Origin of the sequence: Bacillus sp. TH25 (assembly GCF_016650935.1) — a bacterium.
Classification (GTDB): Bacteria; Bacillota; Bacilli; order Bacillales; family Bacillaceae_G; genus Bacillus_A; species Bacillus_A mycoides.
In genome coordinates this window covers 1,145,154-1,162,395 of sequence record NZ_JAEKEU010000009.1, presented here as the reverse complement: position 1 = coordinate 1,162,395, position 17,242 = coordinate 1,145,154, and the positions used below count along the sequence as shown (strand labels likewise).

Here is a 17,242-nt window from a genome sequence, read left to right as displayed (position 1 = left end):
ACTATTTCCCTTATTTTTCTATAGTGTTTTAATATCCACTTGTACAAAGTTAGCCTAAACCCTTTTACCCTAATCCAATATATTTCTTCAATTATCTTAAAGTCATATGAAATAGCAAAATCAGTAAATTCTTATTACGAAACTTTTGTATTAATAAATACTAAAGGACATACTCCTAAAATATAAGCCATGGATTTAATTACATTACGATTTTCATCAGTAATAAACGTACACATGTTAAACAAAAAAAGACCCAATTATTTATATCTCATTCCTTCTTTTAATATAAATCGACTGCTTTTTTCTTAAATTCTACTTCATCAGTGGTGCTAATTTTACTCATAGAAAAATCCCCTCCATAGTAAACAGGTTAATGTGTTTTCTTTATCCTATCTACTATAAGGGGAGTATAGCATAGCTTCTTTTTTGTAAAAGATCTAAGATTCTAGTGCAGTAATTAATTGCTGACGTTCTTTATCTCTAAAAATTTTAATTTCATGTTTAAACTCATAATTTCCTTCTTCAAATCTAACCCATTCCTTACTTGTCCAATATACAACATCTACATTTGCATCTAAAATTACAGAACATATGTCTACTAATTCTTCTTCGTAAAATGGCGCTTCTTTTGCTAGTTCAAAAGCTAGTACGTTTGGATCGTTACTTTTAATTTGAAGTTCCCTTGAAGTTTGCCCTAAATACCGCCATGGAGAATGTAGAGATTGTACATGGGAATTTTAAGTTTCTTTAAGCTGTGATGAAGAATGTAGTGTTGCAGCAAATGTAGGTATACTCACTCCTATTGTTGCGCCTAAAGCAATAGAACCAATAATAAGTTTTTTAATCAATTTTTCAGCCCCTTTAATTATTTTGGATATGCTTCATTTTTATACTACGTTTATGTTTGTGTAAATGAAGATGATTTGACATGATTCATCATTTTTCTCAAAAACTGTATATTAATTAACTGTTGTAAATTTACCAAAAACAAAAAAAGTTTTAAAAATATTTACTTATTTGTTGATAAAATTGTATATGGATATTGCTCCTACTATTATCTACATACATTTCATGCAAAGATTCACTTCAACATGAACAAATTCATCTTATGACCGCTTTTCTTTTTACGAAATTAAGTAATTGTTTCAATAGCTGGTATAAATTACTTTCTTTCTCAGCTCTATTATTTTGTTCTTTCGCCTAAAATTCCAATATCCCCATTACTTCTTTCGTAAATAGTTTAAAATCAGTTAAATGTTTTTCAATAATTTGACGAACAATATCTAAATTTACACTTTGATAATCATGAACAGCAATATTACGAAATCCAACCATCGCCTTTAACTTATTTGCTAGATCAGCGCTAAGTAATCCTGCTGTAACCAACAAATCAAAGGCTTCTCGACTAGATTGGGGTAGTCCTAATTTTTTTCCTGCAACAATATGCATCGCTAAATCAATACTCGCTTCACAAGCTCTTTGTATGTTCAATATTATTGAATCTTGTTTTGTAAAATCCTCTAAATTTTCAGGGGCATTTCCATACACATCTTGGATTCTTTTTATACAACGCTCTATTGTAGAAATTTTATTTAAAATAACCTCATTCTTCATATATTGAACCTCTTTTCTTTATATCATCAAATACTACCTGTCGTTCTTCATTCAATTTTGAATACATTTTTAAGGTTTTCATTTCAAAAACGACCTTACGTTTATCATCCGAACAAAATATTGTCTTTCCTGTATGTATAATCTGAGCTTGAAAAACTGTAGAAGCTTCGGATAAATCAACTAAATCAACATCTCTATTAACGATGTTTGCTAACTCCTGTGCTAATAAAAAACGTTCATAGTTCCCTAAGGTTGTGTCACTTAAATAAGCTATATCGATATCACTATCTTCCCGTTCTCTGTTCTCAGCCGTTGATCCAAACACAATTATCCAATAGGGATTCACCGTCTCTTGTAATTTTTCTATAATAGCTGTAATCATGCTTTGAAAAATCATTTAATTAATCCCCCTTATTATACTTGAATTTTATTATATCATAGCCATTACGAAATCCATTAAGTTACAACAAATACATAAACAAAATTAAGCCTTCTTAGTACTTAAAGCACCACAAAATTACGTGCTTATTCCTGTAAAAGCAAAAGACCGACAATAACTGTCAGTCTTTCGCTTTTGAAACTCTAAAGAAATAGGGGATATATTTCTCTAACAATGGCGTCTTTTATATGTTAATTCAACTTTAATTTTTCTTTTACTTTTGTAGGGAGCTCGTCTTTTTTAACCTCTTCCCAAGATTTCACACCTTTTTCCTCAGAGTAATATATAAGTAAAAATGCTTCTTTACGAAGGTTTTTTAACGCTGTAAACTCCATTTCTTTCTTTTCGCCATCCTTATCAAATCCAGGTAATGTATATTGGTAAGTCGTATCCCCATTTACATTTTTCTCTTTTAATTGTTCACCATCCTTGGTAATTTGCACATAATATGTATCTGTACCAAGACGGTTTAAGTTACAACCTGTTAATAATACTGTAAAGAAAACAACAACACTACACATAAGCATAATTCGTTTCATATTATTCACCTCACATCTCTTTTCACAAAAATTATATCCTAATCTTCTTAATAGCAAAATTCATTTATGTGACACTAACATTACGCTTTTGTAAGATCATAAATATCATTTACAGATTTCGCGATGTGGGGAAGCTCATATCGGACTTTAGTCCGCCTTTAGGGATGGGATGAAAGTATCACTTAAGCACTGATACGGTTTATAACAACTTAAACGTATATGCTAAAAAAGGAGCTAACAATTATGTGAACTCTTATAAAAATAAATAGAAGTCATTTTGAAAAAATTGATTAAAGCATTTTTCTCTTTTAGTTAAAAGTACAACAAACAGGCTCTTATGCTATTACACATAAGAGCCTATCTCACTGGTATCATAAGCAACTAGTTACATAAGATTCCTTTATACTAAATAGAAAGTATTTCTACAATTATTCTGGGAAAATGAAGTTAGAGTTCCCTTCACTATTAGCGGAATCCTCTTTCGGGAATGTAATAGTAGTTCCTTCATTCCCTTTATTTATTTCTTGTTCCTCTGGAAATACAATGGAAGAATCATTGCTTAAGTTTGGCGAAAAGCCAAGTTTAGATACAATGGCTTTTAAATCAGGTAAAACACCAATTTTATCAGAGGCTGGATCATTGGATTTCGTTCCTGTACTAGGATCACTTAAAATATCCCTAAGCTGGCTTGGTGTATATACTTTTCCCTGATTATTTTTTGCAATTCCTTGAATTGATGCAGCAGCACCAGCAATAATAGGTGATGCGCTAGATGTTCCACTAAAGCTAGAAGTATATAGATTTGTTGTAAATTCACTTGGTTTAGCATCTGTTGTATCTACTGCATTCCCCCATCCATACACATCCACTCTACTACCATAATTAGAGAAATATGAACGCTTATGAGGAACTCTTGCAGAAGCTGCCCCAACCATAATTGCCCCTGAATCTTTAAAATCAGGACTATTACGATTTAAAACTTGTTTACCATTACGGTCTCTAAATTGATCTAAATCATTTCCGCCGTTTGAACCAGCTTCAATAATAATAATTCCCTTATTTGTTCCCAGACGAATTGCATCAAATATATCCGGTTTTACTTCTACAGGAAGATAGTTCTTATCTCCATATCCTTCATAAGTTGCTTGAGCTTCTAATAAAAGAATATCTCCAGCTTGCATATTGTTAACCGCACTTAATATAGCATCAGCTGTATTATACCTACCGTTATCTCTAATCTGAGACACAACCTTTACCTTAGCTTTTGGTGCAATCCCTATTCCACCTATGTTATTATCTTCTGCAGAAACAATCCCCAAGACAGAGGTACCATGATCATGGTGTTCACTCTTATTCTGCCCGGATATCAATTCGATATTCTGGTTCACTAAATCCTCATGATTGAATAACCAGCCATACTCCATATCTACAAAAGTCGTTCCTTTTCCATCTCCACCTTTAATACTCCAGGCATAAGGTGCATTAATTCCTAATGGTGCTGGTTCGAGGTAACCTTGCCTTGTAAGTCTAGGTTCATCATATGGATTAACTGATAAATTGGATAAACGCTCTTCAGGTGGAGCTTCTTCTTCCTGTAAATATGCCGTTTCAACAAGAGATGATTTCTCAAATTTTACAAGCAATGCTTGTACATCAATATCACCTTGGGTTTCTACAATATAATAGTTTAGCAAATTAGAAGAAATATGATCAGAGTCTTTTATTTCTTTACCTAGATTTTTAATTTCTTTAGGATTTAAAGAACTAAAAAGTCGATTTATAGTTACATTTTGATATTCGGCTAAAATTCCAATTAATTCAGGGTCTTGTTTTTCTTCTTTAATGAATTTTTCTATCCCATCCTGATATGGCAAATTTGCTTCATTTTTAAATTTCAAAATTAATTGTTTAGTAACTTGCTTATGTACAATAGAATTCAATTGCTTATTTGAATAATCGTAACTAGCTGCGTAGGCAACTTCTGATTTTTCACTTGGGAGTAGTCCGCCCACCCCATTAAATGCTGTTAATGCAATTGAAGAAACTAGAATTCCCTTAAAAATTTTCAAATCGTGCACCTCTTTTAATTTATATATGATTATAAAAAACTATAGATTACCTAACTTCTTTTTTATACAAGCGTCTTATATTTAGGGTTATATTTTCAACTCCATTCATTTTTTTATATTTGGTTATACATCATTAATACAAATAATTCATGTAAACAAATCTATTACCCTAGTTATATAGCTGTAACCATTATAGTTACAGTTATATTGGATAGTCAACCTTATTTTTCATGCAAATTTGCATGGAAAATTGGTTTCCAAAAAGAATTCTCTCAATTCAATTGTGTGAAGGGCCTAGCCCAACGATAAGTGGGAGATGAATTTCGGTTGACTTACACCAAAGTGTCTTTGAAATAACCATCTAAAATGTAAAAATACACTTATACAGATCGCCCTATGAAAACTGAAGATATGAGTTTGTTGTAGGAAATTCGTCTACAACGTAAAATTTTCAACGTTCAATCACCCTCAGCTACTGAAGTATGTGAAAACCAAGCGAAGTAAGTAGTCGTATTCAAGTCCAATGTACAAATACTATTTTTAGGATAGGGGCTACCCTGTTAGCATGGTAAACATAAATGGCTAGTAAAATACTTCCCAAGAATCTCCCACTTTAAGAAGGGTTAGTCTTCTATCTCTTTAATTAATTGCATATATATAATAAAAAAATATAAGGGAGATTGAAGTATGGTAATTACAAGACAAGATTCCTGGACTAACGATAACGATTTACTTCTCGCAACAATAGTACTTCAGCATATTCGTGACGGTGGAACACAATTAGCTGCATTTAAAGAGGGAGCTAAGCAATTAGCTAGGACACCTGCTGCTTGTGGATTTCGTTGGAACTCATGCTTACGAAAACAATACGAAGAAGAAATACAACAGGCTAAACAAAATCAAAAAGCTGGAAATAACAAGTCCCCCATCCAACAAACAAAAGAAACAAGCTCGTTATCTATTACATTAGATGACATTATTATCTTTCTACAAAATTATAAAGCAGTGAGTGAAGTGAACGATTTACAACAGCAAATTGAATATTTAACGGCAGAGAATAAATCCCTTCTCCAACGGTTAACTACATACGAAGAAGAGTATCGTATGTTATTTAACCATATCGATAAGACAAGAAATCTGATTGTAGTCGACTAAGAAGAATCAAATTAATTTTTATCATATTAAAACCGTAGCCTCTCAAAATTACTATGTATGAATTAATTTCAATACATTATAAATGATATTAAGTAAAGCGCACGTTTATTGTTAATAAACGTGCGCTTTACTTAATTCATAAAATAGAAATTTTTTCCAAATCGATAACACTTTTAAAATTAAGATGTTTGTTTTATAGGTATCTGTTTGCTTCTATTCTCAACAAGTTTATCTAATAATAAGTAAACAAATCCAGACATAACACATCCCACACCTAAGATTGTAAATAATATATGCCCTAGAAGATGCTCCAGTAATAAACCGCCTAAAAGAGGCCCTAATATATTACCTGTAATCCACTGCAGATTAGCGGCTCCCATATAAGTACCCCTCAAATGTTCTGGAGCTAAATTAGCAACAAATGTCATTTGGACAGGTGACATAATCATTTCTCCTAAAGTATAAACTGTATAGGCTATTAATAATGAAACTAAAATAACTAAATCGTTTGTGTTTATTACTTGAAACCACTTTGGTAACCATCCTATTGCCAAAAGACCAATACCAAAAAGAATTGCGCCATATAGCATTGATTTCCCAATCGATTTGTGAGTTAACCATTTTGAAATGGGAAATTGAAAAAAAACAACTAATAGGCCATTTAACGTCATTAAATATGGAAATGGATTACTATTTCCAAAAATCATTGTCTTCTCATTACTAAAATGAAGCGGTAACATACCTTCCGATTGCGAGAATCCCATAAATATAATGATTCCTGTAACTATATAGAAAAGTAATATCCTATCCCTTATAACAACTCTTAATGTGGATCTTATTGAATTTCCAGGTGGTTCTTCATGTATCATGACATTTTTAGGTTTTGTTTCCTTTAAAAACAGTACCATTAATATTGTATAAAACAGCATGGTTCCAGAAGTAATCAAAAAGATGACATCTTTTGATACAACTACAACTGCTGCGCCAATTATAGGACCTATCGCTGCTCCTATATTATGAGCCATTCTAAGTAATCCATATGCCTCAGTTCTTTTTTCTGGTTCTGTTACATCCGTAACCATTGCAGATGCGGCTGGTTCAAAAAAAGAGTTACATAACCCTAAACCGATAGATAAGATTGCATATGCTATAAAACCATCTATGAACAAAAAAAACAGCATTAATAACCCATTACTGGCCATAGAGAGTACCATAGTTGGTTTCCGGCCATAAGTATCTGCTATATGTCCTCCAATTAACGAGCCTATACTTGCTGCAATTGGAGATAAAGCTATGATCACACCTACCTCAAGCAAAGAATCTACTTTATCCTTTAAATATAATGCGAAAAATGGCATTAACATCATCATTGCAATACCATTTAAAGCTTCTCCAATAAAGCGAATCCATACATTAAGGTCCATCCCCTTGAACTCTTTCCATGTACTTCTCATATATATCTCACCTATGCTCACTGTATATTTTTTATTACAGAATTTATGAAGCGTGAAAGCCCACGCAGGACTTTAGTCCGTCTTTAGACGTGGGATGAAAGCAGCGTTTTTGCATAGCAAAACATGGTATACTTTATTTATAGTCATGCAAAAGACTCTAAAACGACTGTTCTCTGAAAACAGAATACATATGAGGTTGGGGTAGCAAATTCTTCTACTCCGTAAAATGTATTAAGTCGTCATGCAAAAGACGTAAAAACATTTGAGAACCAATAATCTGTATGGTATGGTCACAGTACCGTAGCCCACGAACCTATATGGTCTGTTGTGGGAGTGGTGATGGCACACCGCAATCTTGCACGTCAGCGATACCAGAAATGGACTTCGCCTTTGGTAGCAAGAATCCCACTGACGTTAGTCAGCTGGCCCCTTTAGGGGTGGGAGTGTCAAGTAAAGAGCTTTATAACACTTTTACCAAAATCTAAATTTAGCAAAATAAGCTACCAATTCATAAAAATACTTATCTTTTGATAAAATAATATAAACTCGTACCAATAATCTCCAGTGCATCTTGCATACGTTGAGCCGAGATGTTCTCTAAAACGGTATCTTGAGGTGTATGGAAAACCCTTTCAACATGATAAATAAGAGGATCCCAACTCTCTACATCCATCCATATAAATAAAGCAGAGGGAATTCCAGCTTGATTAAATGGTACATGATCACTAGAATCAAACTTTCCAGTCAACACAACCGATTTCCTCAATTCTTTACTAGTAGCTACAGCAGTATTTGTTACTTCATTTTGAGAGCCATCTAACGTCATTGCATATAAATCCTTAGCCTGATAATAACTTGTTGCAATCATATCTGCATTAAACACTCCTCGAATACGTGTTTTGTCTTTAGCAGATAACTGATTAACATAATGATAAGCTCCTAAAGATTCATTTTCTTCCGCTCCAAAAGCAATAAATTGAATTTCTTTATTAGTCTCTATATCCTTAAAATTGTAAGCCAACTCTAATAAAAGCCCTACTCCAGAAGCATTATCGTTTGCTCCAGGTGCCCCGATAACACTATCATAATGAGCACTCATTATTGCTACTTCCTCATCACCTGTCGTATGTTTAGGCTTTTTTTTCGCAATAACATTTAATGAGCGCAAATTTACTTCTTGCTTTGCCTTTAAACTGACTACATTTTGATTATGTAATAACTTTTCTTTCATTCTAATCCCCTGATTATAGGCAAGTCCAAATACAGGTATCGATTGTTCCTTTTTTAAAATTGGATTAAAAGCTTCTCCATAGTTCCCTCTATCCCCAATCGTACTATATAACAACACACCTTTTGCTCCCTTTATCGCTACATGCTCAACCTGTTCATTATATTTTTCAATAGTATCGGCTTGTTCTAATAATACTATTTTCCCATGGATTGACTCAGATAAACTATTAATATTGGTCTCTTTTCCTATAAAAACTACCGAGCCAACCACCGGATTTTTAGATATAAATGCATTAGATGCTGCCCCAACCTGCCAATCTTTTTCCCCATACATACTAAAAGAAATACTTCCAATATATTGATCAGGTACAGGAAGTGCTTGATATTCAACCTCATACCCTAATTTCTGCAATGTATCTCCAATGTATTTAGCTGCTCTATGTTCTTGCATAGTCCCACTTGGCCTTGGACCAATTTTTTCAGAAAGAAAACGTATATGTTCAATGGCACGACTAGCACGAACTTGTTCTGTCACACGAGAATACAGATTATTATTAACCATAGCATTTACTTTTACTGGTTCTCCATATGGATTACTAAAAAAGAAAAGCAATAGAATTCCAAAACTTACAATGATTTTTTTGTAATAGCTAATTTTTTCATTTGTCCTCCCTTTATTAGAAAACATTAATAGTAAAACCTTCCCTTCTAACATACTTATTTAGAAGAAAAGGTTTACTAAAATCATCTCTAACTTAAATTACTTGATATGATATTAAAGCAGTAACTCTTTTTATATCTTTAAAAAATTCGAGTTTGCTTGTATGCCAGTAATATTCTTTTGGAACCAATTAAGAGTCTCCCATGATTTCACTCTATTTGTGTAATCAGTCTCCTGTACTTCGAATACAATTCCTATATTTCTACTTGAAACTTGATTCTTTACTTTTAATAAAGTTTCATGTAATAAATTTTCATTAATAGAACCATTAGTCGGACTTTCTCCCTCAAAGCAGCGTACCTCACTATAAGGAATCGTCAAATGTTTAAAAGAACTAAAATGTAAATGTTTGATATGATTCATTAAATTTATATACTTATGAAAGTCTTTATACTCAATTTCCTCTTGTCTTAATAATTTAGAAATACCTAGACGTGTAAGATAAGTGATAGACCAATGGCATATATCCCACGTTATTCCAACATTAGATAAATCTAAATTTACCAAGTCATTAAAATCTTCTGGGTATACAAATATAGGATCAAAGTCATCACCTAAGTTTCCAATGATGGGTAAGTTTTCAACACCTATCCATATATTGGTTCCTTTTATTTCCTCATCTATCATTTTAAAGAACTCTATAATTCTTTTTCTATTATCAATAAGATTATACTTTTGAAATTCTGCTATGTTCATAAATTGATTAGCATGAACTGTTATACCTGCTGCGTTATATTTTATAGCAAGATTAATAAACTCATATAACTGTTTTTTTATAAATTCACTATTTAAATAGTCTGCATTATCAGTTGGAAAATGCAAGGTTAATAAAGATGGATTAAGTGTTTGAACAAAAGAAAGTACATCTGAAAACTTTGTTGTATATGACTTATCATGTAAAGATTCTCCATCAAAAATATTTGCTTCTAATCCATAACCTTGTTCAACCCATTTTAAATCAATTTGTTTGCTATCTAATCCAAAGAATGGTACCTGTGGTATTAGCATATTCTCTTCACCTACCATGTTCCTCTTACTAACATAAATGCTTCAGCCGCTTTATATCCTGACTTTGCTCCCCATACAAAAGCATTGTGCTTCATTGCTTCTATTGAACGTGGGTGAGGAAATTCCCTTAACTCCGATTCATAATGTTTCATCGCATTTAATTTTGTCTCCAAATGTTCTTCAATATTTACGAAATAATTAGGAAGAAACTTATCTTTCTCATTATAATTCCACTCAGTAGAAGATAAGGTTTCATATGCAAACACCCATTTAACATTACTATTTGGTAGAGGTCGTGTAGCTGTCATCACTGCTCTATAAACAACAGTATGATCGATATTTATATCTCCACCATATTGAGTATAAATAATCGTAGGGTTTATTTTATTAATGTGCTCTTCAATTTCTTTTACAACATCTAGTAATGGCAATGTATCAAGACGATTATCAGGAAAATCTAACCTCGCAAAACTTGTTACACCAAGTGTAGTACATGCCCCCTCCGTTTCTTTATAAGACAGGCTCTTAACCTCTAAATCTAGTTCTCTGTATTCTTTAGATCTCGAAGATTTCCCCTCTGCAAGGATTACAACATGTACATCATCACCTTGTTCCACGTGTTTTGCTATTGTTCCACCAACACCAATAATTTCATCATCCGGGTGTGCAGCAAATACAAGTACATTCATATGATTTTAAACTCCTTTAATTAATTTTTCTGTTTCCTCTGGACCACAATTTAATAAAACATCTAGCATAGATAAATGTGGTATAAACTCTCCAAATAACTGTGAGTAAGAATACTCTCTTATCCTTTGGTATATGATTTCTATATTTTCATGCTCAAAATCACTTTCTATTAAATAATCTTGACCTAAACTTCCAGAATAATAAGTATTGGCATTAAACTTTTGACAAATCTCTAATACAAAATCACTTTTTTTCCCTGTAATCCCCTCTAGCTCTGATGCATAATATAATTCCGTATCAATATTTAATTCTTGAATAATAAAATGAATAAAGCTCATATTCATACTATTGAGATTATCCCATTTTTCTGAATAAAAATTTTCTAGATAATCCTTGTATACATTGAAATAGGGCGCATTAGAGTAATTAATTCTTATTGTCTTCCAATGCTTTCGCTCCCAATCTTGTGTATTGTCTATCTTTAACTTATTCAATGGGATTTCTTTATAATTTTTCATTTGCATCGGAACCGTTAACCAGGATACTCCTTGGGAAGTTTTAATACGATTTCTATTTAAAAAACCTTTTTTTTCAAATTGTGCTATATCATGAAATACAAACACATCCGATTTATGAATTTTTTCAAAAAAACCATACCAAGGTAAATAACTTGGTTGGTGGCCACTAATAATCATAGTTTAAATCCTCTCTTTTAAACAAAAACATTTTTTCAAAACTGCTCCCCAGTATATCTTTGGTCTAGCAATTCCTTTATTATGCGAATATCCTAAATCCGCATACTTTAATTTATTATGAATTGCTAATTCAAACGCATCATTTAGTAGCAAATATGAAGATTGTGTATTTTTCCCTTTAGTATTATTAATATTAATCCAGTAATATAAAACTTGTTTATCCATTATAAATATGCTGGAACTAATTAGTTCTTCTTCTAAGAATGCTCCTAAGAAAAGAATTCTTTCTTTTAAATTAACAAATAAATGATAAAAAAATTCTCTACTAAATGAGTAACTCGCTCCTATACTGTTATTATGTTCCTGATATAAATTGTAAAATTCATCTAATTCTTCTAAAGCTATAGGCCGAATTTCAACATTCTGTTTACGTGCATATCTAACACTTGTCCTAGCTTTTCCTGAACACGATGTCCATAAATTCTCAAAATCATTTGGTAGATCTAATATATAAGTTTCTTTATAATCCCACTTTTCATCACTATAACTTTGAAAAGGATTTATGGTTCTAGGTAATAAAAGTTTTTGAATTTTATTCTCAAACTTCCTATTTATTATCGATTCATAAAATGCAAAATCTATTTTATCTTGGCCAATGATTACAGGGCCTCCATAACCAATTAAACTTCCCAGCACCCTACCATCCTGTACATATATAGGAGATAAAACTACTGTACCCCTTGTTTTTATTAATACTGGAAAAAATTGAACACCAGGTAATAATTCCATTAATTTTCCCCATTCATAACAATGGAATACGGAACCATTATATTCTTCCATACAAGTATCCCAATATCGGGCATCAGTACATATTTCGATTTCCATATAATCACCTTTTACTTCTTTTTCTCTAAATATATTAGAATTTGACTACATATATACTTAAGGTCTTTTTTCCTTAAAGGATATTTAAAAGGTATTGATAATACTCTAGACCATAAAAATTCTATATTTTTTGACTCTGTAGCATAATTGGAAAAGATAGGGATTTCACCTAGAGGTAGATAATTCCAACAAGTTTGTATTCCTTTTTCCGCCAGATATACGGAACACTCATATCTATCAGAGGGTTCTTTGAAAATAATAGTGAAATAGTTCAAATAAACATTCTGAGCTGAAAATATAATCTTTACCCCGTACTTTTCTTCAATTGATTGCAGCATCGTATAACACAAACTGGCATTACATATATTAATTTCTAAAATCTTTTTCGTTCTCTTTAAGTGTTTATCAATTAGCAATGAGCGTAATGTGGACATTGTTTTTGGATATATAACTTCCGTTTCCTCTGGCAAAGAATCCAATTTGCTATCATTATAAGAAGGAAGAATCCCTGACTTTTCCCAATAATCAGTAAATAAACTCAGTAGCCTACTCTTCTTAATTCTTAAAGCTAATTGCGTTTTCAGGTGGTTTTTATAATCTAAAAGCACTTCTTCTTTCTTTTCTTCATCCATATCACACAAGTCATTTACCGTACGATTAAGAAGTAATGCTCCTCCTCCTATACTTGGAATGGGTTTAGTTCCCCCAAAACTTAAGATTCCAATGTCACCTAAACTACCAATTAATTCTTCGTTTTGATAAGAGAACATTGCTTGTGCTGCATCATCAATTATATAAATATCATTGTCTCTGGCCCAATTAATAACCTCTAAATCTTCATGACATCCATACACATGTGTAAGAATAATTGCTCTTGTATTTTCATTTGAATATTTTTTTATTTTATTAAGAGAAAGTGAGTAATCAGTAGTCAAATCAATTAATACAGGTTTTGCTCCTACTGTTAATACAGCCTCTATTACATTAGGACAATTAAAATTTGATAAAATTACTTCATCCTCTTTTTTTATCTTTAGATACTTCAACCCTGCTACTAATGCCGAAGAACCACTATTAGTTAATATAATTTCGGAATTAGGGTAGAGGCTTTGTAGACTCTCTTTTAGATTAGAATGATTGGATCTATATATATTTTTCAAAAAATATATATGATCAAATACACTCCAAAAAGAAGGATATATTGGATACTTAATTTTTTTAGGGTTTTTAGGATATAGATACTGTGTTTCCATATTTCTCCTCTATTATTATCTCTAACCCTTTATTTAATGAAATAACCGGTTGATAGTTTAATAATAATTGAGCTTTTTTTATCGAAGGAATCCTTCTGAATATTTCAATATTAGAATCTCTTACTCCCTCATCTCCTAAATTAAGAAATTCAATTTCACTTTTGTTTCCCATTAATTCATTGATTTTTACCGCTAATTCCCCCATAGATATAGGCTTGTTATTTCCTATATTAAAATCTGCAAAATTCTCTCCTTCATATTCAAATGCTAATATCGTTCCATTAACAATATCGCTAATATAACTAAAGCATCTAATTTGCTGTCCGTCCCCATAAATAGTAATATTTTCGCCGTTATGAGTTTGTTTTAAAAACTTAGAAATCACAAAGTTATCATTTTGTTGTGAACCGTACACATTAAAATAACGTACCACTCTGACTTTAAAACTATTATTAGCATATTCTTTCAAAAAATATTCTGACATTAATTTAGCTTTTCCATAAGCTGATTTGGGAATTTTGACATCATTTTCTTTAAACGGAACACTCACACCATCCCCATACACCTCAGAACTAGAAGAAAATAATAACTTACCTATTCCATTTTCTATACAAACTTCTACAATATTTTTCGTGCCTTCAAAATTCACCCTTACTACATCTTCTTCATTTGAACGACAATTATCAACACCTACTAATGCAGCTAAATGTATGACCCCATCCACATTAATAAGCTTTTCTCTTAATGTCGCAATATCTAAGATATCAATTTCTTCAAAAGGAACATCAATACTTGGTTTAAATTTATCAAATATAATTACTTCATAACCTCTTGCTATCAACTCCTTTGTAACATGTTTACCAATAAATCCACCGCCACCAATAACTCCTATCTTCATAAATATTTACCTCCCTACCTTTAATTGGTATAAACTTTTTAAAGATGTAACGATATGTTCAACCTCATTTTCTGTAAGTGCACTATACAATGGTAATGAAATAATTTGATCAAATACTTCTTCTGTTTTGGGTAAATGTACATTAAATCTCTCTTGATAATATGGATGCATATGAACGGGAATAAAGTGAACACTCAGCCCAATATTTCTCTTTTTCATTTCTTGAATCATCTGATCTCTACTGATAGGAGAATTAGGATTAATCTTTATAACAAATAAATGCCATGCATGTTTTATACTTGGATTGTTTACATAGTTAGGTAATGTTATATACTCTTGGATTTCTTTTAATTCTTCCTGGTATATTTCCGCTATTCTCTTTCGTTTTTCAATCATTTCATCAGCTCTTTTTAACTGACTAATACCTAAACTAGCTTGTAGATCCATCATGTTATACTTAAATCCAGGTAATAGAACATCATAACGCCAACTTCCTTTTTCGCCATAACGATTCCATGCATTCTTGGTGATGCCATGCCAACCATATAATCTAGCTTTTTCAGCAATCTCCTCATTTTTAGTGACTAACGCTCCACCTTCACCTGTTGTTATATTTTTAGTAGCATAAAAACTAAAACAAATAATATCTCCATGTGTACCAATCAAAGTATCATCATACTTAGTTCCTAATGCATGAGCCGCATCCTCTATCAGAAATAACCCGTGTTCTTTACATATCTTTTGAAGTTCTTTTAATTTGGCTGGGTATCCAGCAAAATGAACTGCAATAATGGCTTTAGTTTTTTTAGTGATTTTTCTTTTAACATCATGGAGGTCAAGACATAAATCCTCTTCATCTATGTCTACAAATACTGGTTTTGCACCTACATGCATAATAACGTTTACACTTGAACAAAAAGTAAAACTTGGAACTATTACTTCATCTTCTAATCCAATCCCCAAAGACAATAACGCTAAATGTAACGCCGCAGTCCCTGAATTGCAACTTACTACATGTTCAGTATTTAGATATTCTTTTAAATTCTCTTCAAACTCTATCACTTTTGGCCCCTTTGAAAGCCATCCAGACTTAAGAGCACGAATAACTCCCTCAACATCTTCATCATTTATTTCTGGTCGATAAAAAGGAATAAATTCTACCATATAATCACCTACAAACATATAATATTTTTTTTATATATTGATTCATCTTTAAATATGTTTCTTGTATCTAAAATTAAGCAATTTGCCTCATTGAACAAATCAAAATTAATACAATCATGATCCGTATGAACAATAATTAAATGGTATTTATTTAATGCATTCATAGTTAAATCGATAGATTTTTTCACATTATGATTGTCCACAATTAGATCCTCAATAAATGGATCATGGTAATCGACGTTATACCCTTCTAGCATTAAACCATTCATAATATCCAAAGCTGACGATTCTCTAGCATCGTTAACATTTTTCTTATATGCTACGCCAATCATAAGAACATTCTTTCCATCTTCATCTTGTAGTAACTGTAATGCCCTTTTAATAATATAATTTGGCATATTTTCGTTAATCTCTTGTGCTACATCGATCATTCTTGTTGCCAAATCTTTATTATTTGCAATCCACTTAAAATATATAGGATCAATTGGAATACAATGTCCTCCTACACCAGGACCTGGATAGAATTTTTGAAATCCAAACGGCTTAGTCCCAGAGGCATCAATTACTTCCCAAATATTAATGTTTAATTCATTACATATTTGTGTCATTTCATTAATAAAAGCAATATTTATAAAACGGTAAGTGTTTTCTAATAACTTCGCTGTCTCTGCCACTTCTGGACTACTGACCTTATGGATCCCATTAATTAGGTTACTGTAAAAGGCTGCAGCACAATCTGTACAATTAGACGTAACTCCACCTACAATTTTAATAATATCTTGGATTGAAAATGATTTATTCGCAGGGTCAATCCTCTCTGGAGAGTATGCTACAAAAATATCTGTACCAATTTCAAAATTGGTTTCATGTTCTAATTTATATAAAATCTCTTCTCTTGTTGTACCTGGATAAGTAGTACTTTCTAGAATGACTAATGTACCCTTTCTAATGTACTTGACTATTTCATTAGCTGCTGAATGAATATATGTTAAATCTGGTTGTTTACTATCTTTTTCTAAAGGAGTAGGAACACATATAACGACAACATCACATCCATTTATATATTTCATTTCTGTACTAATAAAAAACCTATTTGTATGTAAAGCATCTTGGATTTCGGTATCCTGTATATCACTGATATAACTTGTTCCACATTCTAATTTTTCTATTTTAGCTGTGCTTTTATCGAATCCTCTTACCTCATAACCTGCTTCTAAACATTTAAGAGCCGATGGTAGTCCAACATATCCCAGACCAATATATCCAATACACGCACTTTTATTCACAATTTTTTCAACTAATGATTTTTTAATTTCATTATTTAATGCAGTGACCATTACTTATCACTTCCCCAGAAATTTAATATTAAAATTCTTACTAGCAAATAAGAACTGTGCGTTCTAAAAGCCCATGGATGCATATAAAATA

15 protein-coding genes and 1 pseudogene are annotated in these 17,242 nt (G+C 31.8%); 1 reads left to right on the top strand and 15 read right to left on the bottom strand.

Translation table 11 applies throughout. The features are described 5' to 3' along the window. Positions 1-437 precede the first annotated feature (437 nt). The 5 genes and pseudogenes from JFT89_RS10290 to JFT89_RS10270 all read right to left on the bottom strand — a co-directional run bounded on the left by JFT89_RS10290 (position 438) and on the right by JFT89_RS10270 (position 4,661). Positions 438-848 (bottom strand): annotated as a pseudogene (locus tag JFT89_RS10290) (hypothetical protein). Between the two features lie 352 nt (positions 849-1,200). Next, positions 1,201-1,614 carry a type VII toxin-antitoxin system HepT family RNase toxin gene (gene hepT / locus JFT89_RS10285; RefSeq protein ID WP_016093854.1) on the bottom strand — a complete coding sequence of 138 codons (414 nt, stop codon included), beginning with the start codon at positions 1,612-1,614 and terminating at the stop codon, positions 1,201-1,203. After that, complete coding sequence (gene mntA / locus JFT89_RS10280; RefSeq protein WP_016093855.1) at positions 1,604-2,011, bottom strand: type VII toxin-antitoxin system MntA family adenylyltransferase antitoxin; 408 nt, start codon at positions 2,009-2,011, stop codon at positions 1,604-1,606. The genes hepT and mntA overlap by 11 nt, the downstream gene beginning before the upstream one ends. 233 nt (positions 2,012-2,244) lie before the next feature. Then, positions 2,245-2,592 (bottom strand): YxeA family protein, encoded by a 348-nt coding sequence (locus JFT89_RS10275; RefSeq protein ID WP_016096888.1) that lies wholly within the window; start codon positions 2,590-2,592, stop codon positions 2,245-2,247. A gap of 428 nt (positions 2,593-3,020) precedes the next feature. After that, positions 3,021-4,661, bottom strand: a complete 1,641-nt coding sequence (locus tag JFT89_RS10270; RefSeq protein ID WP_016096889.1) for a S8 family peptidase — start codon at positions 4,659-4,661, stop codon at positions 3,021-3,023. A gap of 687 nt (positions 4,662-5,348) precedes the next feature. Between JFT89_RS10270 and JFT89_RS10265 the strand changes: the two genes are divergently transcribed. Then, positions 5,349-5,816, top strand: coding sequence for an RsfA family transcriptional regulator (locus JFT89_RS10265; RefSeq protein ID WP_016096890.1), 468 nt, complete (start codon positions 5,349-5,351; stop codon positions 5,814-5,816). Between the two features lie 179 nt (positions 5,817-5,995). Here JFT89_RS10265 and JFT89_RS10260 read toward each other — a convergent pair whose 3' ends face one another. The 10 genes from JFT89_RS10260 to JFT89_RS10215 form a co-directional block, all read right to left on the bottom strand. Further along, on the bottom strand, positions 5,996-7,270 hold the full coding sequence (locus JFT89_RS10260; protein WP_016096891.1) for an MDR family MFS transporter: 1,275 nt from the start codon (positions 7,268-7,270) through the stop codon (positions 5,996-5,998). 520 nt (positions 7,271-7,790) lie between these two features. Next, positions 7,791-9,188 (bottom strand): M28 family metallopeptidase, encoded by a 1,398-nt coding sequence (locus JFT89_RS10255; RefSeq protein WP_201039902.1) that lies wholly within the window; start codon positions 9,186-9,188, stop codon positions 7,791-7,793. 105 nt (positions 9,189-9,293) lie between these two features. Then, positions 9,294-10,229: an apurinic/apyrimidinic endonuclease family protein gene (locus tag JFT89_RS10250; RefSeq protein ID WP_016096893.1), complete on the bottom strand. Its 936-nt coding sequence runs from the start codon at positions 10,227-10,229 to the stop codon at positions 9,294-9,296. Positions 10,230-10,240: 11 nt separating this feature from the next. Beyond that, the gene (locus tag JFT89_RS10245) at positions 10,241-10,918 is read right to left on the bottom strand and encodes a PIG-L deacetylase family protein (RefSeq protein WP_002068796.1); all 678 of its coding nucleotides are present in this window, start codon (positions 10,916-10,918) and stop codon (positions 10,241-10,243) included. Between the two features lie 6 nt (positions 10,919-10,924). Continuing rightward, on the bottom strand, positions 10,925-11,614 hold the full coding sequence (locus JFT89_RS10240; RefSeq protein WP_201039901.1) for a WbqC family protein: 690 nt from the start codon (positions 11,612-11,614) through the stop codon (positions 10,925-10,927). Positions 11,615-11,617: 3 nt separating this feature from the next. Further along, positions 11,618-12,499: a GNAT family N-acetyltransferase gene (locus JFT89_RS10235; protein ID WP_201039900.1), complete on the bottom strand. Its 882-nt coding sequence runs from the start codon at positions 12,497-12,499 to the stop codon at positions 11,618-11,620. Positions 12,500-12,510: 11 nt separating this feature from the next. Continuing rightward, complete coding sequence (locus JFT89_RS10230; RefSeq protein ID WP_201039899.1) at positions 12,511-13,752, bottom strand: aminotransferase class V-fold PLP-dependent enzyme; 1,242 nt, start codon at positions 13,750-13,752, stop codon at positions 12,511-12,513. Then, positions 13,727-14,650, bottom strand: a complete 924-nt coding sequence (locus tag JFT89_RS10225) for an NAD-dependent epimerase/dehydratase family protein (RefSeq protein WP_201039898.1) — start codon at positions 14,648-14,650, stop codon at positions 13,727-13,729. The genes JFT89_RS10230 and JFT89_RS10225 overlap by 26 nt, the downstream gene beginning before the upstream one ends. Before the next feature lie 6 nt (positions 14,651-14,656). Then, positions 14,657-15,814, bottom strand: coding sequence for a DegT/DnrJ/EryC1/StrS family aminotransferase (locus JFT89_RS10220; protein ID WP_002068789.1), 1,158 nt, complete (start codon positions 15,812-15,814; stop codon positions 14,657-14,659). Between the two features lie 8 nt (positions 15,815-15,822). Then, positions 15,823-17,151 (bottom strand): nucleotide sugar dehydrogenase, encoded by a 1,329-nt coding sequence (locus JFT89_RS10215; protein WP_016096898.1) that lies wholly within the window; start codon positions 17,149-17,151, stop codon positions 15,823-15,825. Positions 17,152-17,242: the final 91 nt, after the last annotated feature.